The sequence below is a fragment of the Streptomyces sp. MK7 genome, from assembly GCF_032658145.1.
GTDB lineage: Bacteria > Actinomycetota > Actinomycetes > Streptomycetales > Streptomycetaceae > Streptomyces > Streptomyces spiralis.
This window is the reverse complement of record NZ_JAVACL010000028.1, coordinates 75419-97405: the sequence shown is the minus strand read 5'-3', so window position 1 is coordinate 97405 and position 21987 is coordinate 75419. Positions and strand designations below refer to the sequence as shown.

General features: G+C 73.5%; 21 protein-coding genes and 1 pseudogene. 15 read left to right on the top strand and 7 right to left on the bottom strand.

The annotated features are described in order from the left end of the window. Positions 1 to 175: 175 nt before the first annotated feature. On the top strand, positions 176 to 955 hold the full coding sequence (locus R2S09_RS26745; protein ID WP_306187658.1) for a polysaccharide deacetylase family protein: 780 nt from the start codon (positions 176 to 178) through the stop codon (positions 953 to 955). 72 nt (positions 956 to 1027) lie between these two features. Here R2S09_RS26745 and R2S09_RS26740 read toward each other — a convergent pair. After that, a pseudogene (locus R2S09_RS26740) lies at positions 1028 to 1198 on the bottom strand (DUF6191 domain-containing protein); the annotation flags it as partial. 29 nt (positions 1199 to 1227) lie between these two features. On the opposite strand from R2S09_RS26740, the gene R2S09_RS26735 reads away from it, so the two are divergent. The 4 genes from R2S09_RS26735 to R2S09_RS26720 all read left to right on the top strand — a co-directional run bounded on the left by R2S09_RS26735 (position 1228) and on the right by R2S09_RS26720 (position 4455). After that, positions 1228 to 1668 carry a lysostaphin resistance A-like protein gene (locus R2S09_RS26735; protein WP_399144732.1) on the top strand — a complete coding sequence of 147 codons (441 nt, stop codon included), beginning with the start codon at positions 1228 to 1230 and terminating at the stop codon, positions 1666 to 1668. A 728-nt stretch (positions 1669 to 2396) separates the two neighbouring features. Further along, positions 2397 to 3389, top strand: a complete 993-nt coding sequence (gene dhaK, locus R2S09_RS26730) for a dihydroxyacetone kinase subunit DhaK (RefSeq protein WP_306187660.1) — start codon at positions 2397 to 2399, stop codon at positions 3387 to 3389. Positions 3390 to 3443: 54 nt separating this feature from the next. Next, positions 3444 to 4043 (top strand): dihydroxyacetone kinase subunit DhaL, encoded by a 600-nt coding sequence (gene dhaL / locus R2S09_RS26725; protein ID WP_306187662.1) that lies wholly within the window; start codon positions 3444 to 3446, stop codon positions 4041 to 4043. A gap of 1 nt (position 4044) precedes the next feature. Next, complete coding sequence (locus R2S09_RS26720) at positions 4045 to 4455, top strand: PTS fructose transporter subunit IIA (protein WP_306187664.1); 411 nt, start codon at positions 4045 to 4047, stop codon at positions 4453 to 4455. Between the two features lie 42 nt (positions 4456 to 4497). Here the strand turns inward: R2S09_RS26720 and R2S09_RS26715 are convergent, their stop codons facing one another. Further along, positions 4498 to 5166, bottom strand: coding sequence for a glycoside hydrolase family 75 protein (locus R2S09_RS26715; RefSeq protein ID WP_316743714.1), 669 nt, complete (start codon positions 5164 to 5166; stop codon positions 4498 to 4500). Between the two features lie 446 nt (positions 5167 to 5612). Here R2S09_RS26715 and R2S09_RS26710 point away from each other — a divergent pair, with 446 nt between their 5' ends. Further along, positions 5613 to 6566, top strand: coding sequence for a fibronectin type III domain-containing protein (locus R2S09_RS26710; RefSeq protein ID WP_316743713.1), 954 nt, complete (start codon positions 5613 to 5615; stop codon positions 6564 to 6566). A 163-nt stretch (positions 6567 to 6729) separates the two neighbouring features. Next, positions 6730 to 7275, top strand: coding sequence for a hypothetical protein (locus tag R2S09_RS26705; protein WP_316743692.1), 546 nt, complete (start codon positions 6730 to 6732; stop codon positions 7273 to 7275). Positions 7276 to 7343: 68 nt separating this feature from the next. On the opposite strand, the gene R2S09_RS26700 is transcribed toward R2S09_RS26705, so the two are convergent. From R2S09_RS26700 to R2S09_RS26690, 3 genes are all read right to left on the bottom strand, one after another. Beyond that, positions 7344 to 7895, bottom strand: a complete 552-nt coding sequence (locus R2S09_RS26700; protein ID WP_306187669.1) for a PadR family transcriptional regulator — start codon at positions 7893 to 7895, stop codon at positions 7344 to 7346. 42 nt (positions 7896 to 7937) lie between these two features. Continuing rightward, entirely contained in the window at positions 7938 to 9953 is a 2016-nt protein-coding gene (locus R2S09_RS26695) for an NADPH-dependent 2,4-dienoyl-CoA reductase (RefSeq protein WP_316743690.1), read from the bottom strand. Positions 9954 to 10115: 162 nt separating this feature from the next. After that, the gene (locus tag R2S09_RS26690; protein WP_306187671.1) at positions 10116 to 10484 is read right to left on the bottom strand and encodes a hypothetical protein; all 369 of its coding nucleotides are present in this window, start codon (positions 10482 to 10484) and stop codon (positions 10116 to 10118) included. 373 nt (positions 10485 to 10857) lie between these two features. Here R2S09_RS26690 and R2S09_RS26685 point away from each other — a divergent pair, with 373 nt between their 5' ends. Beyond that, positions 10858 to 12957 carry a SpoIIE family protein phosphatase gene (locus tag R2S09_RS26685; protein WP_306187673.1) on the top strand — a complete coding sequence of 700 codons (2100 nt, stop codon included), beginning with the start codon at positions 10858 to 10860 and terminating at the stop codon, positions 12955 to 12957. 233 nt (positions 12958 to 13190) lie between these two features. On the opposite strand, the gene R2S09_RS26680 is transcribed toward R2S09_RS26685, so the two are convergent. Beyond that, the gene (locus R2S09_RS26680) at positions 13191 to 14042 is read right to left on the bottom strand and encodes a putative protein N(5)-glutamine methyltransferase (protein WP_316743689.1); all 852 of its coding nucleotides are present in this window, start codon (positions 14040 to 14042) and stop codon (positions 13191 to 13193) included. A gap of 335 nt (positions 14043 to 14377) precedes the next feature. On the opposite strand from R2S09_RS26680, the gene R2S09_RS26675 reads away from it, so the two are divergent. The 5 genes from R2S09_RS26675 to R2S09_RS26655 all read left to right on the top strand — a co-directional run bounded on the left by R2S09_RS26675 (position 14378) and on the right by R2S09_RS26655 (position 18361). Continuing rightward, complete coding sequence (locus R2S09_RS26675) at positions 14378 to 14779, top strand: MarR family winged helix-turn-helix transcriptional regulator (protein ID WP_316743711.1); 402 nt, start codon at positions 14378 to 14380, stop codon at positions 14777 to 14779. A gap of 60 nt (positions 14780 to 14839) precedes the next feature. Further along, the gene (locus R2S09_RS26670) at positions 14840 to 15445 is read left to right on the top strand and encodes a sulfite oxidase-like oxidoreductase (RefSeq protein WP_316743688.1); all 606 of its coding nucleotides are present in this window, start codon (positions 14840 to 14842) and stop codon (positions 15443 to 15445) included. Continuing rightward, a complete protein-coding gene (locus tag R2S09_RS26665) occupies positions 15438 to 16193 on the top strand; it encodes a ferredoxin reductase (RefSeq protein WP_306187678.1) in 756 nt (251 codons plus the stop codon). The genes R2S09_RS26670 and R2S09_RS26665 overlap by 8 nt, the downstream gene beginning before the upstream one ends. 271 nt (positions 16194 to 16464) lie before the next feature. Continuing rightward, entirely contained in the window at positions 16465 to 17433 is a 969-nt protein-coding gene (locus R2S09_RS26660) for an acetylxylan esterase (protein WP_316743686.1), read from the top strand. A gap of 172 nt (positions 17434 to 17605) precedes the next feature. Next, entirely contained in the window at positions 17606 to 18361 is a 756-nt protein-coding gene (locus R2S09_RS26655) for a GntR family transcriptional regulator (protein ID WP_316743685.1), read from the top strand. On the opposite strand, the gene R2S09_RS26650 is transcribed toward R2S09_RS26655, so the two are convergent. Next, positions 18339 to 19130 carry a class I SAM-dependent methyltransferase gene (locus R2S09_RS26650; protein ID WP_316743683.1) on the bottom strand — a complete coding sequence of 264 codons (792 nt, stop codon included), beginning with the start codon at positions 19128 to 19130 and terminating at the stop codon, positions 18339 to 18341. The two genes, R2S09_RS26655 and R2S09_RS26650, sit on opposite strands and share 23 nt — an antisense overlap. 392 nt (positions 19131 to 19522) lie before the next feature. Between R2S09_RS26650 and rho the strand changes: the two genes are divergently transcribed. Both rho and R2S09_RS26640 read left to right on the top strand, forming a co-directional pair. Then, positions 19523 to 20671 (top strand): transcription termination factor Rho, encoded by a 1149-nt coding sequence (gene rho, locus R2S09_RS26645; RefSeq protein WP_306187685.1) that lies wholly within the window; start codon positions 19523 to 19525, stop codon positions 20669 to 20671. Positions 20672 to 20796: 125 nt separating this feature from the next. Beyond that, positions 20797 to 21984, top strand: a complete 1188-nt coding sequence (locus R2S09_RS26640; protein ID WP_316743682.1) for a serine hydrolase — start codon at positions 20797 to 20799, stop codon at positions 21982 to 21984. Positions 21985 to 21987 lie beyond the last annotated feature (3 nt).

Sequence of the window (21987 nt, the reverse complement as noted above, 5' to 3'; positions counted from 1 at the left end):
GGCCGTGCCGAACGCCGGGGCGGCGCTCCGAGAACCGCGGTGGTATGCGCAGCGGCGAATCGGCATCCGGGATCTCGTGCCCGATGTGGATCACATGCCGGCGGGGCAACCCAGGGGCCGAAAAGCCCGTCAGTAATGAGCGTCGACAGTCATCCGGTCCAGGGAAGGTCCCCCCATGCCGCTGCGCACCCGAATAAGACGGCCTCGCGTCCTCATCGCCCTCGCGACGGCCGTCATCCTGACCGCGGCCGTCGCTCTGATCGTGGCCCTGACGGTCACGACGTACGACCACACCTCGCCGCGAGCCGCCCGCGGCAAGGCATCCGGCACGGTGGCGGGCCCCGTCGACTGCCGCAAGGCGAAGTGCGTGGCCCTCACCTTCGACGGCGGCCCCAGTCTCACGACCCCCAGGCTGCTCGACATCCTGAAGCAGCAGCATCTGCACGCGACGTTCTTCGTGCAGGGCCGGGGTCACATCGCCGAGTACCCCGAGATCCTGCGCCGTATCGCCGACGAGGGGCACGAGATCGGCAACCACACCTGGACGCACCCGGTCCTGACGCAGATCGACGCGGACGACGCCCGTGCGGAACTGACCCACACCCAGGACGCCATCGAGAAGGTCACCGGCACCAAGCCCGTCCTGATGCGGCCGCCGCAGGGCCGCACCAGCCGCAAGGTCGCGAACATCTGCAAGGACCTGGGGCTGGCGCAAGTGCTGTGGAGCGTCACGGCCAAGGACTACGAGACGACCGACACGGCCCTGATCACCAAGCGGGTGCTCGAGCAGACCCACCGCGACGGCATCATCCTCCTGCACGACCTGCACAAGGGGACCGTGCCCGCCGTCCCCGGGATCATCAAGGCACTCGAGGACCGCGGCTACACCATCGTCACGGTGTCCCAGCTGCTCGCCCCGGCCCGGCCCGAGCCGGGGATGGTCTACCGGCCCTGACCGCCTGCGCCCCGGGACTCCGGCCGGGCAGAACGGCAGTGGCCTCCCGCCGCGAGGCCGAGCGCCGCGTTCCTACCGAAGGGGACGCGGCATCCGGACGATCGCGGTTCCTCCGGCCAGATCCACCGTCGTCCTGTTCGGCGGCGCTCCGTCATCCTCGCCGTCCGGCATCACCAGCGCCGACTGCCGCTCCTTCAGCTCGTTCTGCTTGCCCGGCGACAGGCTCGCATGCAGCTGCTCGAAGCGGGCTGGTCTCGCTGCTGTGGGTCGGGGTGAACGAGGAAATCCACAGCCGCGGCCTGGTCCAGCAGACCCTCACTCCGCTCGGCGTGATGCGGGCGGCCGTCGGCGTCGCCGTCCTCTTCGGCGCCGGGCACCTCCAGAACTACCTGTTCTTCGGCGCGCAGTTGAACGACACGTTGTGGCAGATGCTCTCCGCCACCCTCTTCGGCTTCACCTGCGCCGGCCTGCGCTACGCGATCGGCTCCGTGTGGCCGCTGGTCGTTGTCCACGCCCTCGACGACTTCTTCCAGATCCGCTCCCCCGGCGCGGCCCCGGACTGGTGGCAGGGGGGCGTGTACGTCTTCCACGTCGCTTACGGCCTGTGGCTGTTGCACCGATACGCATACGCCGCTGAAGACGCCCCCACGCTGCGCGCTTCGATCCGTACGGACCCTGGCGAGCGTCCCGAGGGAGCCGAGGCGCTCGACTGACGTCCGCCTGCCACCCAGCCCGCGGTCGCAGTGACGCGGGCCGCCAGGGAGGCTGCACCCCGCCGGCCTTCGACATCGGCTTCCCGGCCCAGGCTGTCACCCTCACCGGCGTCCCCTGCAGAACGTCCACGGCGCCGACGCCGCTCCCGAAGTCTCCTCGATCGGCTGGGTCTGCAGGACTACGAGCCGGTCGGCGTCGTCGGCCTCAGCGGCCTCCGCCCGAACTGCGCACGCCACATGCGGAACCCTCGGGCGTCCGGGGCTGCCCGGCGCCTACCCGAACGGCACTCCTCTCATCCGGCTGACCGACGCTGCACCGCGCCGGAGCAACGGCGGTACCGCCTGCCCGCGGCCGACCGGCTACCGCTGCGACGAGTGTCCCTTCCGCTCGGCCCGGAGGACGAGAACGTGGGCGCACCCCCACCGTTGTGAAGGGCGATGCGGCCCGCGTCCGGTAAGTCGTCGGGTGAGGGTCGGGCAGGCCGTTCGCGTGACCTTTCCCGGCCGCAAGGTCGATACTGCCGACATCAGCTTGTGAACCGAGCCGCTGAGGACGACGGCACGCACTTGAAGACCCGTCACCAAGGTCGGCATCGAGTCGGCATCAGTACCGCCGGAGCCCGATCGGAGCCGCCACCGACCGCAAAGATCGATAACTGACCCTAGCCCTCGTGACCTGGGGAAATGCAGGTCAAGGGCCCACCTGCTAGTCTCACCAGGAGGTACCCATGAAGATGCTGATCAACGTCGCCGAGACCGTCGTCGCGGACGCGTTGCGCGGGATGGCGGCCGCTCATCCCGGGCTGGCGGTCGACGTCGAGAACCGGGTGATCGTACGGCGGGACGCCCCCGTGGCGGGGAAGGTCGCCCTGGTGTCCGGTGGCGGGTCGGGGCACGAGCCGCTGCACGGCGGGTTCGTGGGTCCCGGGATGCTGTCGGCGGCCTGTCCCGGGGAGGTCTTCACCTCGCCGGTGCCCGACCAGATGGTGCGGGCCGCGGCGGCCGTGGACAGCGGCGCGGGCGTGTTGTTCGTCGTGAAGAACTACACCGGTGACGTGCTCAACTTCGACATGGCGGCCGAACTGGCCGAGGACGAGGGCATCCAGGTCGCCAAGGTGCTCGTCAACGATGACGTGGCGGTGACCGACAGCCTGTACACGGCCGGGCGGCGCGGCACCGGCGCCACCCTGTTCGTGGAGAAGATCGCGGGCGCGGCGGCCGACGAGGGGCAGCCGCTGGAGCGGGTGGAGTCGATCGCACGGCAGGTCAACGAGAGCTCGCGCAGCTTCGGAGTGGCGCTCAGCGCCTGCACCACCCCGGCCAAGGGCAGCCCCACCTTCGATCTGCCGCCCGGTGAGCTGGAGCTGGGCATCGGCATCCATGGCGAGCCGGGCCGGGAGCGGCGGCCGATGATGACCTCGGGGGAGATCGCCGACTTCGCGGTCAACGCGGTCCTGGAGGACCTGAGCCCGAGCAATCCCGTGCTGCTGCTGGTCAACGGCATGGGCGCCACCCCGCTGCTGGAGCTGTACGGCTTCAACGCGGAGGTGCACCGGGTCCTCGCCGAGCGCGGGGTGCCGGTCGCCCGCACGCTGGTCGGCAACTATGTGACCTCCCTCGACATGGCCGGTGCCTCCGTCACCCTGTGCCAGATCGACGAGGAGCTGCTGCGGCTGTGGGACGCGCCGGTGAACACGCCGGGTCTGCGCTGGGGCGTGTGACCCGGCCCCCTCCCCCGACTCCACCCATCGCACCGGCCACGCAAGGGAGTTCCAGTGCTCGACGCCGATTTCTTCCGCCGCTGGATGGCGGCGACCGCCGCGTCCGTCGACCGCGAGGCGGAACGGCTCACCGCCCTCGACTCGCCCATCGGGGACGCCGACCACGGCAGCAATCTGCAGCGCGGGTTCACGGCCGTGCGGGCCGCGCTGGAGAAGGACGCGGCTGACACGCCGGGCGCGATCCTGGTCCTGGCCGGGCGCCAGCTGATCTCGACGGTCGGCGGGGCCTCCGGCCCTCTGTACGGGACGCTGCTGCGCCGGACCGGCAAGGCGCTCGGGGACGCCCCGGAGGTGAGCGAGGAGCAGCTCGCCGAGGCGCTGCGGGCCGGTGTGGAGGGGGTCATGACGCTGGGCGGCGCGGCGCCGGGCGACAAGACCATGGTCGACGCGCTGGTGCCGGCGGTGGACGCGCTCGGTGAGGGTTTCGTGGCGGCGCGCACCGCCGCCGAGCGGGGGGCCGAGGCGACCACGCCGTTGCAGGCCCGCAAGGGCAGGGCGAGCTATCTGGGCGAGCGCAGCATCGGCCACCAGGACCCGGGGGCCACCTCGTCCGCGCTGCTGATCGCGGGGCTGGCCGAGGCGGCGGAGGCCTGACATGGGCGACGACAAGCTGGTCGGGATCGTGCTGGTGTCGCACAGCGCGGAGGTGGCCGCGTCGGTGGCGGCGCTGGCGAAGGAGCTGGCGGGCGGGGCCGAGGCGGTGCCGGTGGCCCCGGCGGGCGGCCGAGAGGGCGGCGGGGTCGGTACGAGCGCCGAGCTGGTCGCCGCCGCGGCCGCCTCCGTGGACCGGGGGGCCGGGGTCGCGGTGCTCACCGATCTCGGCAGCGCGGTGCTCACCGTGAAGGCGCTGCTCGCCGAGGGCGACGAGCTGCCGGACCGCACCCGCCTCGTCGACGCACCGTTCGTCGAGGGTGCGGTCGCCGCGGTCGTCACGGCGGCCACGGGAGCGGATCTGGACGCGGTGGAGGCTGCGGCCGCGGACGCGTACGCCTACCGGAAGGTGTGACGGGCGAGTGCGAAGGGCGGCTGGCCCGGGCGCGTGCGCCGGTCATCGGGGGCGTGGGCTGTCGCCGTGCACCAGTTTCCGGGCCAGGCGTTCGCCCTCCGCCACGGCGGCGGCGTGGTTCTCGATGTGCTTCGCCTTGGAGTGCTCGAAGACGATGCAGGTCACGCCCGAGCGGGTGCCGCCGGCGCGCGGGTCGGCGGGGATGCCGAGCCGCCGGGCGGTGGGGTAGGAGGCCTCGCCGATGATGTCCCGGTGGCCGGTGTCGCCGACGGCCGCGTAACGCACCCGGCCCCGGTGGACGACGGCCGCGACCGAGCCGCCGCCCAGGCCGTGGGCACGGTGGTTCCCGACACGGCTGGGGGCGGGCAGGACGATGCAGGGCAGGCGCTCGGCGTCCGGACGGCGGCCGTCGGACTGCGCGCAGGCCGCGGCGGGCGAGAACCCCGGGTCGGTGCGGCGGCTGCAGCGGCGGGTGGGCCGCCCGTCGCGGTCGATGTCCATGTCGGACTTCCAGAAGACGGCTCCGCGCAGGCCGCATACCGGGATGGTGGCGGGCCGGCCGGCGTCGGGACGGTAGCGGCCGCGGGAGACCGGCGCGCAGCCGCGTGCCTTGCCAGCAGGTCGGCGGTGCGGCACGGTGGCGGTGGGCGGTGTCGTCGGAGCCAGCAGGGCGGCGCTCGCCGCGACGAGCGTCAGCGACTGGACACGCACCATGCGGAACCCTCTCCTCGGGGACACGGACTGACATTCATTCTGAAATGGGGTGAATTCATCGTGCGCCCACGTGAGGTGACCGGACGGGGCGTCGCCCGCAGCACTTGCCGGACGGCCGGGGGCCGAGGCCGCGCCGGCCCGGCCCCCGGTCGCCCGCACCGGCGCGGTATCAGCGACGACAGCGGTCCGCGCCCACGGCACGAACTCCCCTTCTGCTCCGGGCAGTTCGGCCGGGGTGAGGTTTCAGCATACGTAACTCCCCGGGAACGGCGGCAACGACGCCCCCCTTGATGCCCTCCGGCCGACGCGGCATATTGGTCCGGACCATTGGATCGAGCGGTGTCCCGGCCGTGCGCACCGCAGTTGACCGGGAGGCAGACCTCGTGCGACGCGTTCCCGACCTCGTTTCCCGCCCTGGCCGTGTTCCCGGGCCTGTCGTGGCCGTGTGCGGTGCGCTGGTACTGCTCGCGGCCTGCGGCCGGAGCGCCGCGGACGACGGGGAGGGCGACGGCCCCGGGGCACCGACCGGAGTGACCGCCACGGCCGGCAGTGCGACCAGCGTGCACGTCATGTGGAACGCGGTCACCTCCACGTCGGGCATCCGCGGCTACCAGGTGTATCGCGGCACCACGAAGGTCAAGGACGTACCGGCGTCCGAGCACATGGTGGACGTCCCCCGGCTCAGCCCCGCGACGACCTACGTCTTCACCGTGCGGGCGCGGGACAACCGCGGCAGGCTGGGGCCGCGCAGCCGGGAGGTGCGGGCGAGGACACCCGCCGCGGTCGCGGCGGACCACTCGGCCCCCACCCGCCCGCTCGCCCCTCGGGGCCGGGTGGCGGGCAGCCGGGCCGTGCAGTTGTCCTGGTCCGCCTCGACGGACGACCGGGGCGTGGCCTCCTACGACATCTACCAGGGGACCACGAAGATCCACAGCGTGGGCGGGAGCCAGACGGCGACCGTGGTCACCGGGCTGCGGCCGCGCACCCGCTACTCCTTCACCGTCCGGGCCCGCGACGCCGCCGACAACCTCTCCCCCGCGAGCGCCCCCGTGCGGCTCACCACCGCGCCGGGCTCCGACGACGGCCGGGGCACCGCGCCCACCTCCTTCCGCGCCGGCACGCACCGCACGGACGGCGCCTGCTACCTCGACCTGGCCTGGGTCCCGCCGCGCACGGACGGCGTGGTGACGGAGTATCAGATAGTGCTGGACGGACGCCCGGCCACCTCCCTCGTCCGGGGCGGCACCGCACCGCGCGAGAAGGCGTCGTACAGCTTCTACCTGGGCCGCGACGCCGGGATCAGCCACCGGGTGCGCATCCGCGCCAAACTCCCCGACGGCACCTGGGGCGGCTTCTCGCCCACCCGCACGGTGACCACCGGCCGGCGACACTCCTAGGCCCTCTCGACTCGCTCGGCCGTTCGGCCGTCGGCCGCGTGGGTGGGGTACGCGTGCGGCGGGCCGTCACGGGGGATGGGCTGCCTCGGAGGCGGCACGGGCACCTCTTCGTCCGCGGCGGTACTCGGGACGGTCCGCCGACCGTGCCGCCGGAGGAGAGTCCATGCGCGATCGATCCCTCCTGCGCGGCGGCCCGTGGCCCGTCGCCGCGGCCGCCGCCCTCACGTTCCAGATCGCCGCCGGAACGGCTGTGGCCGGGCCGGGGATCTCCGCGAGCACCAGCGGCTCCACGGTGACGGTGAGCACCAGCTCGTGCACCCCGGTCAACGGCGCGTGGGGCACGGCCTCGCTGCTCAGCGCCGGCGAGACCGGCTTCGCCGAAGGACGCCGGGCGGCGCTCGCCGGGACGACCGCCGGCCAGTCGGCGGTCTGGCGGGACGTGCGCCCGGGCACGTACACCGTGATCGTGGTGTGCGCCGACGACATGACGGCGGGCACCCAGTCCGTCGTCGTCTCCGCCCCCTCGAAGCCGGCGACCTCCTCCGCCCCCGCCGCCTCCACGCCGTCGCGCGGTCTGCTGGACCGTCCGAGCAGCCGTGTCGAGGCCGACGGCACCATGGTGCTCGCCATGGGCGGGGCGCTGGTCGGGGCCGCGATGATCGCCACCGGGTGGGTGCTGCGCCGCCGTTCGAAGCCGTACCCGCTGTGAGCGGCGGGCCGCCGGAGGCCGGGAGGGGACACGGTCGACGCGGGGCGACGCGGGGCGACGCGGTCGTCTCAGGCCGGATCCGTGCCCGGCAGTTCGGCGAACTCCTCCAGCGCGTGCCTGAGCCACCCGGTCCAGAAGGTCTCCAGGTCGATCCCGGCCCGCAGGACCAGGTGCTGCAACCGGTCCTGGGGGCTGTCCTTCCCGGGCGGGAAGTCGCGCTTCTCGATCTCCTGGTACTCCGCCAACTGCCGCTCGTGCAGCTGAAGGTGGCGCCTGAGATCGTCCTCGAGCCCCGCCGTGCCGACCACGGCCGCCGCGCGCAGCCGCAGCAGCAGGGCGTCGCGCAGCGGCTTGGGCTCCTGGGAAGCCGCCGTCCAGCGGGCCAGTTCGGCCCGGCCCGCCGGCAGTACCTCGTAGCTCTTGCGCTGCCCCCGGGCCGGCTGGTCCGCCGGCAGGGCGCGGATCAGGCCGTCCGCCTCCAGCTTCCCCAGCTCCCGGTAGATCTGCTGATGCGTGGCCGACCAGAAGTAGCCGATCGACTTGTCGAAGCGGCGCGTCAGCTCGAGCCCCGACGACGGCTTCTCGAGCAGGGCGGTGAGCATCGCGTGCGGGAGTGACATGGGGTCATCCTAGGGACGGGCCGGCCCTGCCCCGGCGCGCCCCTACAGGGCCGCCGCCACCTCCGTGCCCTGCTTGATCGCGCGCTTGGCGTCCAGTTCGGCGGCCACGTCCGCGCCACCGATGAGGTGGGCGCGGCGTCCGGCGGCGACCAGCTCGTCGTACAGGTCGCGCCGCGGCTCCTGTCCGGTGCACAGCACGACGGTGTCCACCTCCAGGACGGTGCTCGCGCCGTCGACGGTGATGTGCAGCCCGCTGTCGTCGATCCCGTCGTAGCGCACGCCCGGGAGCATGGTGACGCCGCGGTGCTTGAGCTCGGTGCGGTGGATCCAGCCGGTCGTCTTGCCGAGGCCCGCACCGACCTTGCTGGTCTTGCGCTGGAGCAGGTGGACGGTGCGCGGCGGGGCGGGCCGCTCGGGCGCGGCGAGGCCGCCGGGGGCGCGGTAGTCGGTGTCGACGCCCCAGGCACGGAAGTACGCGGCGGGGTCCTCGCTCATCCTGTCGCCGCCGTCGGTCAGGAACTCGGCGACGTCGAATCCGATGCCGCCCGCACCCAGGATCGCCACCCGGTCGCCGACGGGGGCGCCGTCGCGCAGCACGTCGAGGTAGCCGAGGACGCGCGGATGGTCCACGCCGGGGATCTCCGGGGTGCGCGGGGTGACCCCGGTGGCGACGACCACCTCGTCGTGGTCGGTGAGGTCGCCGGCGCTGACCCAGGTATTGAGGCGTACGTCCACACCGTGCGCGTCGAGCTGGTGGCGGAAGTAGCGCAGGGTCTCGTCGAACTCCTGCTTGCCGGGGACCTTGCGGGCGACGTTCAGCTGGCCGCCGATCTCGTGCGCGGCGTCGAAGAGCGTGACGTCGTGGCCGCGTTCGGCGGCGCTCACCGCGCAGGCCAGCCCGGCGGGACCGGCGCCGACGACGGCGACACGCTTGCGCCGTCGGGTGGGCGAGAGCACCAGCTCGGTCTCGTGGCAGGCGCGCGGATTGACCAGGCAGGAGGTGATCTGCCCGCTGAAGGTGTGGTCGAGGCAGGCCTGGTTGCAGCCGATGCAGGTGTTGATGGCCTCCGGCCGGCCGGCGGCGGCCTTGGCCACGAAGTCGGGGTCGGCGAGCATCGGGCGGGCCATGGAGACCATGTCGGCGCGGCCCTCGGCGAGCAGCTGCTCGGCGAGTTCCGGAGTGTTGATGCGGTTGGTGGTGACGAGCGGGACCGAGACCGCGCCCATCAGCTTCTTCGTCACCCAGGTGTAGGCGCCGCGCGGCACGGAGGTGGCTATGGTGGGGATGCGGGCCTCGTGCCAGCCGATGCCCGTGTTGATGATGGTCGCGCCTGCCGCCTCGACGGCCTTGGCGAGCGTGATCACCTCCTCCAGGGAGGAGCCGCCGGGCACCAGGTCCAGCATGGACAGCCGGTAGACGATGATGAAGTCCTCGCCGACCGCCTCGCGCACCCGGCGGACGATCTCGACCGGGAAGCGCATGCGGTTGTCGTAGGAGCCGCCCCAGCGGTCGGTGCGGTGGTTGGTCGGGGCCGCGACGAACTCGTTGATCAGGTAGCCCTCGGAGCCCATGATCTCGACGCCGTCGTAGCCCGCCTGCCGGGCGAGTCGGGCGGTGCGGGCGTAGTCGTCGATGGTCCGCTCGATGTCGGCGTCGGTGAGCTCGCGGGGGGCGAAGGGGCTGATGGGTGCCTGGAGCGGGCTCGGTGCGACCAGGTCGTGGTGGTAGGCGTAGCGGCCGAAGTGCAGGATCTGCAACGCGATCCGGCCGCCCTCGCGGTGCACGGCGTCGGTGACGACCCGGTGCTGCCCGGCCTCCTCGTCCGTGGTCAGCTTCGCGCCGCCCTCGTACGGCCGGCCCTCGTCGTTGGGGGCGATGCCGCCGGTGACGATGAGGCCCACTCCGCCGCGCGCCCGGGCGGCATAGAACTCCGCCATCCGCTCGAAGCCGCGCTCGGCCTCCTCCAGGCCGATGTGCATGGAGCCCATCAGGACGCGGTTGGGCAGGGTGGTGAAGCCCAGATCGAGCGGGCTCAGCAGGTGCGGGTAACGGCTCATCGGGCCCTCCGTGCGCGGTGTCGTCACCGCATTTGTAGAGGACGCCGAGGCGTTTATGCAACTAGTTGCACAACCGGGGTGCGGGCTCGGCCACCGGCGGACGGTTCACTCCGGTGGCCGTACGACCGCCGCCGTCCCGGATTCGGACGGCCGCGGCCCGGATCAGCGACTCTCCAGGCGTACGTGCAGCTCGCGTTCCTGGTCGCCGGACGCCGTGCACAGGTCCTGGACGGTGAACAGGGAGTCCAGGGTCGTGCGGAACCGGTCGATCGCCCAGTAGCCGCCCTGCGCGTCGGCCGTGACGGACGCCCCGAGGTGCGCGGGATCGCATGTCCCGCGGGGCTCGGCGACGTCGAAGGTGCCGAGCCACACCGTCGGGCGTACCTCGTGGTAGTCGCGGGGCACGTCGTCCGCGCGCCGGTCGGACGAGAAGCAGGCGCGCAGGGCGTCGAACACGGTCCGGGCGTCTTCCTTGCTGCATCCGCTCAGCTCCACCGAGACGGATTCGGGGTGCTCGGGCTCACTGACCATCGTGATCGCTCCTCTCGTGGCCGCGCTGCGACTGCCGCACAGGCTTCCTGCGACTGCCGCACAGGGTTCCCCCGAAACCGCGCTCCACCCCCACCCCTCAGCAAAGCACCACCTCCCGGCAGAGCACCACCGGCGGAGCACCATCGGCGGCGTTCCCCGTCACGGACCTCATCCGCGCGGGACATCTCGGACACCGCGCAGCGTGCGGCCCCGTCGGCCCTTACGGGCGACTCGGCGGGACGACCACCCGGGTGGTGAGGGATGGTGGAAAGAGGCGACGGACCCTCGGAGAGGTGAGCGTGGGCGCGGTACAACAGGGGGTGTCGGCACCGAGCACGGCGGGCCGCGTGGACGGGCGAAGGCGGTGCGTGCGATGACTGCAGCCGGGGCTGCCTCGGCCGAGGGCCAGGAGCCGTTCGGCGCTCCGGTGGGGCCGAGCGGGCTGCTCGACGTGCTGGGCGTGGCCTCGGTGGTCCTCGACGCCCAGGGGCGCATCGTGCTGTGGAGCCCCCAGGCGGAGGAACTCTTCGGCTACTCGGCGCAGGAGGCGCTCGGGCAGCTCGCCGGCCGGCTGATGGTCCACGAGGAGCACCTGGACCTGGTGATCAAGCTGTTCGCCGACGTCCTGCGGACCGGCCAGGGCTGGGCGGGCGCCTTCCCCATACGGCACAAGGACGGCAGCACCCGCCTGGTGGAGTTCCGCAACATGCGGCTGCTGGACGACCGCGGCGACGTCTACGCGCTCGGGCTCGCCGCCGACCAGACGACCGTGCGCCGGCTGGAGCGGGACGTGGCGCTGTCGGCGCGGATCGTCTCGCAGTCCCCGATCGGGCTCGCCGTCCTGGACACCCGGCTGCGGTACGTCTCGGTCAACCCGGCCCTGGAGCGCATGGACGGGCTCCCGGCCGAGGCGCACATCGGCCGGACCATCGCCGAGGTGCTGCCACAGGTGGACGCCGCCACGCTGCAGACCGCGGCGCTGCGGGTGCTGGAGAGCGGCCAACCCCTCGTCGACGTCTTCGCCGTCGGCCGGACACCCGCCGATCCCGAGGAGGACCACGCCTGGTCGGTCTCGCTGTACCGGCTGGAGGACGCCGTCGGCACGGTGCTCGGCGTGGCCGTGTCGAGCGTGGACATCACCGAGCAGTACCGGGCCGGCATCGAGGCGGAGGCGGCGCGCCGGCGCCTGGCCCTGATCGCCGACGCCTCGGCCCGGATCGGCACCACCCTGGACCTGGACCGGACCGCCCGGGAGCTGGCGGACGTGGCCGTTCCCGAGCTGGCGGACGTGGCGGCCGTGGACCTGCTGGAGGCGGTCGTCGGGGGCCGGCGCAGCAGCCTGGGCCCCACCGAGCCGGCGGTGATCCGGGCTCTGGCCGTCCGGGCGGAGCATGCCGCCGACGCCCTGGAGGCCGCCGACCCGCCGGGCCAGATCGCCCGTTACGGCCCCGAGCGGCTGGTCACCCAGTGTGTCCGCACCGGACGCCCGGCGCTGGTGCGGCATGTGAAGGACGAGGACCTGGCGCGCATCGCCCGGTCCCCGGAGGCGGCCGTCCTGCTGGGCCGCGTGGGCGTGCACTCGTATCTGGCCGTGCCGCTGATCGCGCGCGGCGAGGTGCTGGGCGCGCTGGACCTCAAACGCACGCGGAACCCCGAGCCGTTCAGCGAGGACGACGTCCTGCTCGCCCGGGAGCTGGCCGCGCGCGCGGCCGTGCAGATCGACAACGCCCGCTGGTACCAGAACGCCCGCGACACCGCCCTCACCCTCCAGCGCAGCCTGCTGCCCCACCACCCCTCCGTCACGGGCGGGCTCGAGGTCGCCTCCCGATACCAGCCGGCGAGCGCCACGATCGAGGTGGGCGGTGACTGGTTCGACGTGATCCCGCTGGAGGGCGACAAGACGGCGCTGGTCGTCGGGGACGTCATGGGCAGCGGCATCAGCGCCGCCGCCACGATGGGCCGGCTGCGCACCGCCACCAAGGCCCTGGCCTCGCTCGACCTGGACCCCGCGCGGCTCCTGGAGCACCTGGACCGGATCACCGACGGCCTGGACCAGTCCATCGCCACCTGCCTGTACGCCGTCCACGACCCGCATCTGCGGCAGTGCCGGATCGCCAACGCCGGGCATCTGCCCCCGGCCCGGGTCCGGCCGGGCCGGCCCCCGGAGCTGCTCGACCTGCCCACCGGGGTGCCGCTGGGCGTCGGCGGGGTGGCGTTCTCGACCACCACCGTCGATCTGGAGCCGGGCGACCAGCTGGTGCTGTACACCGACGGACTCGTGGAGACCCGGCGGGATCCGCTGGACCAGCGCCTGGAGTCGCTGCTGACGCTGCTCGGCGATCCGGGGTGCCCCTTGGAGGACCTCTGCGACATGCTGCTGCGCACGCTGCACCAGCCGGACAACCACGACGACGTGGCCCTCCTGGTGGCCCGCGCGCAGACGCTCCCGCCGCCGGATGCCCCGACCGCCTGACGGCGGGACCGGGGTTTCCGACGAGCCGGGTCAGACACCTGGGCAGTGTCTCGTCGATCAGGCCGGATCGGGGACCGGTGGCCGGCGGTGGGGGTACCTCCCACGCCGTTCAGGCAGTGGGGGAGCATCGCGGGGCGGAGGAGGGAGTCGATGCGGAGCATCGGTGACCGACGACAACGCGGCGAGGTGCGGCGCCGGCCACCGCGAGCCCGGCGTGATCGGCGAGACACCCCTTATGGCTTCGTGCCGATGACCACGTTCGCGTAGAGCTCCGGCGACACGGCCAGGCGCGGGGTCAGGCCGGCCCTGGTGAAGGCCTCCACGGCGGCCGGGGTCTGGCGTTCGCTCGTCTCGACGAGGAGGCGGCCGCCGGGGGCGAGCCAGGCGGGGGCTCCGGCGGTGACACGGCGCAGCACGTCGAGGCCGTCGGCGCCGCCGTCCAGGGCGACCGGCGGTTCGTGGTCCCGGGCCTCGGACGGCAGGAGCCCGACCTCGGCGGTGGGGACGTAGGGGACGTTGGCGGCGAGGATGTCGACCCGGCCGCGCAGCCCGGCCGGCAGCGCCTGGAACAGGTCGCCTAGGTGGACCCGGCCGCCGAGGGGACCGATGTTGCGCCGGGCGCAGCGCACCGCGGCCGGGTCGATGTCGGCGGCGTGCAGTTCGGCCGGGCCGAGCGCGGCGGCCAGCGCGGCGCCCACCGCGCCGGACCCGCAGCACAGGTCCACGACGACGCGGGCGTCCGGGGCCCGGGCGACGGCCTGCTCGACCAGGAACTCGGTACGGCGCCGGGGCACGAAGACACCCGGCTCCACGAGCACGCGCAGGCCGCGGAACTCGGCCCAGCCGAGGACCTGTTCGAGCGGCAGCCCGGACGCGCGCCGGTCCACCAGTGCGGTGAGTTCGCCGGGTGTGCGGGCGGCCGCGAGGATCAGCTCCGCCTCGTCCTCGGCGAACACACAGCCGGCCGTGCGCAGCGCGGTGACGACCGCGGCACGGGACTCCGGCGGGAAGGCGCCGGCGGCGGAAGGAGACGACGGAGCCGGAACGGAAGGAGAAGCAGAACGCGGAGTGGAACGTTCGGGCATGGAGAGCCGGGACCTTTCGGGAGCCGACGGACGCTCCCCCGGTCACCTATCGGCGGTGACCCGCGCGGTCGTGCGGAGAGAGCACCCGAGCTGACACAGCGATGATGGGTCTCACCCCCTCGGCTTCCCACGGTCGGGACCGTCCGCGACCGCTGGTCACCCTACCCCAACCCGCGGGCGCCGACGGTTCCTTCGCTCTCCCCCCGGCGACGGCCGGCGGCCACGGCCCGACCAGCCAGTTGTACTATGCAACCAGAGCGGCAGGGAGGTGTTCCGTGACAGCGGCCGAGAGCGAGCGCGAGGGCGAGACGGCCGTGGAGACGATCCACCGCGAGATGACGGTCTTCGCGCGCCGGGCCCGGGCCTCGGCGGGGCGCATGCACCCCGAGCTGTCGCTGGTGTCCTACACCCTGCTCGGGCATCTGGAGGAGCGGGGCGGCTGCCGCGCCACCGACCTGGCGGCGCACTACGCGCTGGACAAGTCCACGGTCAGCCGGCAGGTGACCGCTCTGGAGCGGGTGGGCCTCATCGAGCGGCGCCTGGACACCGAGGACCACCGGGTGCAGGTGCTGCATCTGACGGACGCCGGCCGGGAGATCCTCGCCCAGGTCACCGAGAGCCGCCGGGCGGCCTTCCGGGAGCGGCTGGCGGACTGGCCGGAGGAGGACCTTCAGCGGTTCGCGGCGTATCTCACCCGCTACAACGCGTGGCCCCTGGCGCCGAAGGACAGGATCTAGGACTGCCCTGACCCAGGGCCGGTCCCGGGCCGCTCCGGCGAACACGTACGGTGGAGCACCATGAACGTCACCCGAGGATTCACCGGGCGTCCGCGCGTCGCCGACCCCGGACTGCCGCCCGGGCAGTACGACGCCGCCGACGACTGGCCGGTGCTGTCCGCCGAGGTCACGCCCGGCATCGCGCCCTCGGACTGGACGTTCCGCGTCGACGGCATGGTCGCCGAGCCCCGCAGCTGGGACTGGGAGCAGGCACGGCAGCTGCCGGCGTCCGCGTACGAGGGCGACATCCACTGCGTGACCGGCTGGTCGAAGTTCGGGGTGCGGTTCGAGGGCGTGTCGCTGGACGTGTTCCTCGACGCGGTACGGCCCGTCGCCGGCGCCACGCACGCCGTGGCCTACTCGCACAGCGGGTACACCACGAACCTCCCGCTCGCGGACCTGCGGGGCGGGCGCGCCTGGATCGCGTTCGCGTACGACGGCGCACCGCTGCCCGCCGAGCACGGCGGTCCGGCGCGGCTGCTGGTGCCGCACCTGTACTTCTGGAAGAGCGCCAAGTGGATCGCGGGCCTGCGCGTCCTCGACCACGACGAGCCGGGCTTCTGGGAGCAGAACGGCTACCACGCCCGGGGCAACCCCTGGGAGGAGCAGCGGTACTCCGGTGACTGAAACCTTCGCGCCCCCGACCCGGTTCGCCGTGCCCGGCCGTATCGCCGTGAGCGAGCAGGCGGCCGCCCGATGGCAGACCGCGACCCTCACCGAGATCCGGCGGGAGACCCCGCGCGCCGCGACCTTCCGCCTGGCGGTGCCGGCGTGGCCGGGGCACCTGCCCGGGCAGCACCTGAAGCTGCGGCTGACCGCGCCCGACGGCTACTCGGCGCAGCGCCACTACTCGATCGCCTCGGCGCCCGACGACTCCGGGCACATCGAACTGACCCTGGACCACGTCGAGGGCGGCGAGGTCTCCGGCTGGTTCCACACCGTGGCCCGCCCCGGCGACCGGGTGGAGGTGCGCGGCCCGCTGAGCGGCTTCTTCGCCTGGCCCGGCGACCGGCCGGCGCTGCTGCTCGGCGCGGGCTCCGGCGTCGTGCCGCTGATGTCGATGGTGCGCCACCGCCGGGCTCGGGGGCTGACCGTGCCGCTGCGGCTGCTGGTGTCCGCGCGCGACCCCGAAGAGCTCATCTACGCGCGGGAGTTCGGTCCGGAGACCACGCCGGTGTTCACGCGCCACGCACCCGAGGGCGTGCCGGTGGGGCGGCTGTCGGCCGCGCATCTGGCGCCGCTGGTGGCGGGGCCGCCCGCGGGCGGCTGGGAGGCGTACGTGTGCGGGTCCAACGGCTTCGCGGAGCACGCCTCGCGGTTGCTCGTCGCCGCGGGCCTGCCCGTGGACCGTATCCGGATCGAGCGCTTCGGCTGACGGGGGCCGGGCTCTGCGGCCCGCTCACCGGGCTTCCACACGGCCGGTCGCGTACAGGTGACCCGACCGCCTGCCCGGGTACCGCTCCGCCGGGCCGTCCGGCCCGTCGAACGAAACCGGTCCGCGCGGTTGCTCTGACCAGCGGCGATCGGCCCGCACGGGCCCTCGCGCGCGGGCGGTCACTGCGTGGACAGGGCCTGGCGAGTCCTCCGACCACCGCCGTACGGTGTGATCACCTATCGGTATTTTCTGTGTGCGAAGGCGGTTGTTGATGGCCCTGTTCGACCTTCCTCTCGACGAACTCCGTGAGTACCGCAGCGAGTCCACCGAGCCGGAGGACTTCGACGCCTTCTGGTCCAAGACCCTCCAGGAGGCCCGCGAGCACGATCTGGACGCCCGCTTCGACCTGGTCGACGCGGGACTGACCACGGTCAAGGTGTACGACGTGACCTTCGCCGGGTTCGGCGGCCACCCGGTCAAGGGCTGGCTGACGCTGCCCGTCCGGGTCGACGGGCCGCTGCCGCTGGTCGTGGAGTTCATCGGCTACGGCGGCGGACGCGGCCTGCCGCACGAGCACCTGCTGTGGGCGTCGTCGGGCCGGGCGCACTTCGTGATGGACACACGGGGGCAGGGCAGCGCCTGGGGCGGCGGAGGCGGCACCGCCGACCCGGTGGGCGGCGCACCGGCGTACCCCGGCTTCATGACGCGCGGCATCGACGCGCCGGAGAACTACTACTACCGCCGGGTGTTCACCGACGCGGTGCGCGCGATCGAGGCGGCGCGCTCGCACCCGCTGACCGATGCGGCCCGGACCGTGGCGATCGGCGGGAGCCAGGGCGGCGGCATCACGATCGCGGTGGGCGGTCTGGTGCCGGATCTGGCCGCGATCGCTCCGGACGTGCCGTTCCTGTGCGACTACCCGCGTGCGGCGGCGCTGACCGACCGCCACCCGTACCGGGAGATCGGCCTGTACCTCAAGACCCACCGCGGGCGCACCGAGGAGGCGCTGCGCACCCTGTCGTACTTCGACGGCGTCCACTTCGCCGCCCGGGGCTGTGCGCCGGCGCTCTTCTCGGCGGCACTGGAGGACCAGACCTGCCCGCCGTCGACGGTTTTCGCCGCGTTCAACGCCTGGGCACACGAGGACAAGACCATAGAGGTGTACGACTTCAACGACCACGAGGGCGGCGGCCCCTACCAGGAGGCGGCCAAGCTGCGCTGGCTGCGGTCGTACGCCTGAGCCGGGCGCCGGGCCGGGCGGTCCAGGTCGCCGGGGTGCGGTCCGGGGTGGATCATGGACGGATTTCGGCCGAACCGCCCGGCCGCACTTCCGAACTGGTTTAGACCAATGGTAGATCTGGTGGCGCAATGAGCCCGAGCGGCTACGGTACGTCATCAACAGGAGGCGGGGCATGGCCCGCACCACCCCCCGGACCCATCCGACGACGGAAGGAACCACCGAGGAACGGCCGCTGTACTGGAGAGTCGCCGGCGAACTGGTCGGAGAGCTGCGCGACGGCACCATCCCGCCCGGTGAACGACTCCCGGGCGAACGGCAGTTGGCCGCGCACTTCGGGGTCAGCCGGGAGACCGTCCGGCAGGCGCTGGAGGTGCTGCGCCGCGACGGGCTGATCTCCACCGACCGGCGCGGCAGCCATGCCACGCTGACCGGACTGCCGGTCGAGGCCCCCTCCTCGCTGGCCTTCCCGGTCGGCGCCCGCACCGCCGACCCGGACGCCTTCGACCGGGCCACCGTCGCCTGGGAGGCGCCCCCCGCGGAGCACGCCGTGGCGCTCGGCCTCGCCCCGCACCGGCCGACCCTGGTGCACCGCTACCGGTCCGCGGCGGCCGACGGCACCGGGCTGCGCACGGCTGTGACCTCCTTCTCCGCCGTGGCCCTGGCGGAGGTCGAGGAGCTCGCCCGCTACCGCGACCGCGCCGACGGCTCGGGCGCCGCACAGCTGCGGCGGACCTACGACTGGATGCGCCGGGCCGGCCTGACCCTGCATCACCGCGACTCGATCACCTGGCTCGGGAACGGCGCCTCGGTACGGGTGACCCGGCGCGTCCACGACCAGTACGCGCGCCCGCTGGAGATCACCGACCTGATCGTGGACGCCCGCCAGGACGCCCTCGTCTACGAGTTCACCCTGCCGGCCGCGGTCTGACCCGCCGTCTCCGGGCCCGGCCGCCCCGCCCGTCAGGGTCCGCCGGGGCCGGCCTGCGGGCGGCGATCATCCGGGCCCGGGGGCTGCCGTCGGCGCGGTGGCCGAACCCGGGCAGCGCGTACAGCTCCACCCGGAAGCCCGCGCGCTCCAGCTCCCGCCGCACCTGCCCGAAGCGCAGGGCGCGGTAGTACATGACGAACGGCGGCCGCCACACGGCGTTGCGCACCCGCATCACCGCGTCGAAGCCGAGCAGCATCCAGAACGCGGTCGAGCGCGGTCGGGGCGGGGCGAGGACCGGGAACGCGAACAGGCCGCCGGGCCGCAGTGCCGCGTGGACGCCGCCGAAGAGTCCGGGCAGTTCGGCGGGGAGGAAGTGGCCGAACGCGCCGAAGCTGACGACGAGGTCGAAGCCTGAGGCGAAGGGCAGGGAGCGGGCGTCCGCGCGCACGAGGCGGGCCCGGGGGCCGGCGTCCGGGAGCCGTTCCCGGGCGACGGTGAGCATCCCGGCGCTGAAGTCGACCCCGGTGACCGACCTCCGGCACACGCGGGCCAGCACGTCGAGGCCGGCGCCCGTGCCGCAGCACAGGTCGAGTCCGTCGTCGTAGGGCCCGGTCAGGTCCAGGACCGCGCCGACGGCGTCCAGCACCGCGTCCGGGGTCCGGAACGGGGTGTGGTCGAACTTCGGCGCGAGCAGGTCGTAGCCCCGCTCGACGGAGGACAGCGCCTGCACGGCGAGCTCGCGGAGCGTGGGGCCTTCGGGGCTGAACATCGGCGTCAGCTTAGACCGTCGCAGACCGGCGCACGCCGGGTGACGGGGTGAGGACGGACCCGTGGCACCACGGACAGGTCCGTGGTACATTCCGATCAGCACGCGTGTACGCCCCGCTTGCGGGCGCCGGTGCGAGTTCTCGATTCTTTCGTGCCCTTCAGCCGATCCGTCCGCCGCTTCAGATCGCGCGTCCGGTGTACCGGCCTTCTGTCACCACCCGGTCGGTCGTGTGTGTCCCGCGTTCGCGGGTCCGGCCTACCGAGGTGGTGTTCTCCCGCCGCCGCGGACCCTGCCCCGAGCAGCCTCCGCCCTGCGGCTTCTCCCTTCGCCCACACGCCTGTTCCCCCAACACGCCTGACGTGTCATCCGTCCGTGAAAGGACCGCCATCCCCATGACCACCACACTCGAACACCCTCCGGTGGAGCGCCGGCCGTCACCGGCCGCCCGGCCCGTCACCGGTGTCCTGGACATCGACGCGAGCGGGAAGGGCAGGCTGCGCGGTGCGGACTGCCTGTCCTCCCCCGCCGACCCCCAGGTCCCCGCCGCCCTGGTCCGCCGGTACGGACTGCGCAGGGGCGATCTGGTCGAGGGCGTGCTCGGCGACCGGCACGCCGTCACCGGCATCGTGCGCGTGGGCGGGCGCGCCCCGGACGAACCGGGGGGCCGGCGCCGCTTCGCCGACCTGACCCCGCTGCACCCGCGCGAGCGGCTGCGCCTGGAACATCCGGTGGCCGGTCTCACCGGGCGCGTGGCGGACCTGGTCGCGCCCGTGGGCAAGGGCCAGCGCGGACTGATCGTGGCGCCGCCCAGGACCGGCAAGACGGTGCTGATCCAGCAGATCGCGGCCGCCGTCGCCGGGAACCACCCCGAGTGCCGGCTGATGGTCGTGCTGCTGGACGAGCGCCCCGAGGAGGTCACCGACATGCGGCGCTCCGTGCGCGGCGAGGTCTACGCCTCGACGTTCGACCGGACAGCCGGGCAGCACATCGCGCTCGCCGAACTGGTCGTGGAGCGGGCCAAGCGGTGCGTGGAGGCCGGCGAGGACGTCGTCGTGCTCCTGGACTCCCTGACCCGGCTGTGCCGGGCCCACAACAACGCGGCCGCCGCGGGGGGCCGCACCCTCAGCGGCGGTGTCGACGCCGCCGCGCTGCACGGCCCCAAGCGGCTGTTCGGGGCGGCCCGCCTGGCCGAGGAGGGCGGTTCGCTCACCATCCTCGCCACCGCGCTGGTCGAGACCGGCTCCCGCGCCGACGACCTCTTCTTCGAGGAGCTGAAGAGCACCGGCAACCTGGAGCTCAGGCTCAGCCGCGAACTCGCCTCCCGCCGCCTCTTCCCGGCCGTCGACATCCAGGCCTCCGGCACCCGCCGCGAGGAACTCCTCCTCTCCCCGGCCGAGTTGACGGCGACCCGCGGGCTGCGCCGGGTGCTGCGGGACCGCGACGGGCGGACCGGACTGGAGACCCTGCTCGAGCGACTGCGCGACACACCCGACAACGCCACGTTCGTGCGCCGCGTCCAGCCGACGCTGCCGAGTGGCTAGTGCCATCGGCCAGGTGCCCGCGCCGACCCGAATGGCGGCGGGCGCTGGGACATCCGGGTGCCGGTGGTCCCCATTCGGCCCTCGGCAAGGTCTCGCCTCCACCGGTTCGTTCCTAGCTTTGCGGTATGACGATCGGTTTTTCTCCTCGAGTGACCCTGTCGGCCTGCGCACTGTGCGCGACGGGCGTGCTGCTGCTGGCCTCACCGGTGGCCGCGGTGGGCGGGTCCGGAGCGGACCCGGGCGGCCAGGGGCAGCCGAAGACGGCGATGCCCCAGCCGGCCCTGCTGAATCGCGAGGGCACACATGTCCGGCTCCGCGACGGGGCGCCCGAGACACCGGACGTCTCCGCGATGTCCTGGCTGGTCGCCGACGCCGGCACCGGCGAGGTGCTCGCCGCGCACAACGCGCATGTGAAACTGCCGCCCGCCAGCACCCTCAAGACCCTGTTCGCGCTGACCGTGCTGCCCGCCTTCCCCGGCGGCGTCCGGCACACCGTCAGCCGCGACGAGCTGATGGGGATCGGCGAGGGCAGCAGTCTGGTGGGGGTCGTCGCGGGCAACACCTACAAGGTGGCCGACCTGTGGCGCGGGGTGTTCCTCAACTCCGGCAACGACGCCGTGCACGTGCTCGCCGCGCTGAACGGCGGCTGGGAGCACACGGCCCGGCAGATGCAGGCCAAGGCCCGCACACTGGGCGCCCTGGACACCCATGTCGTCTCCCCCGACGGCTACGACGCCGACGGGCAGGTGTCCTCGGCGTACGACCTGGCGGTGTTCGGGCGGGCCGGACTGCGCAACGCGGACTTCGCGCGCTACTGCTCCACGGCCGAGGCCGCCTTCCCCGGACTGGGCGGCGCGACCTACGAGATCGCCAACACCAACCGGCTGCTGACCGGCGCCAGCGGTGTGAAGCCCTACCCCGGCCTGATCGGCATCAAGAACGGCTACACCACCAACGCCGGAAACACCCTCGTCGCCGCGGCCCACCGGAACGGGCGCACCGTCCTCGTGACGGTGATGCACCCTCAGCAGGGCGGCGGACTGGCGGTGTACGAGGAGGCGCGCGCACTGCTCGACTGGGGATTCGACGCCTCCGGGCACGTCGACCCGGTGGGCTCCCTGGACGCGCTGCGCCCGGTGGCCCGCACGGCGCAGGCGGCGCCCTCGGCGGGCGCGCTGCACGCGGCGGCATCGAGGCCTGCCTCGGACTGGGACTGGCCCACGACGGGCGCGGTCGCAGGCGGGGCCGGGCTGGGCGCGGGTGCGCTGGTGATCGTCCTGCGACGCAGGGGCAAGCCGCTCACCCGCGGCTGAGCC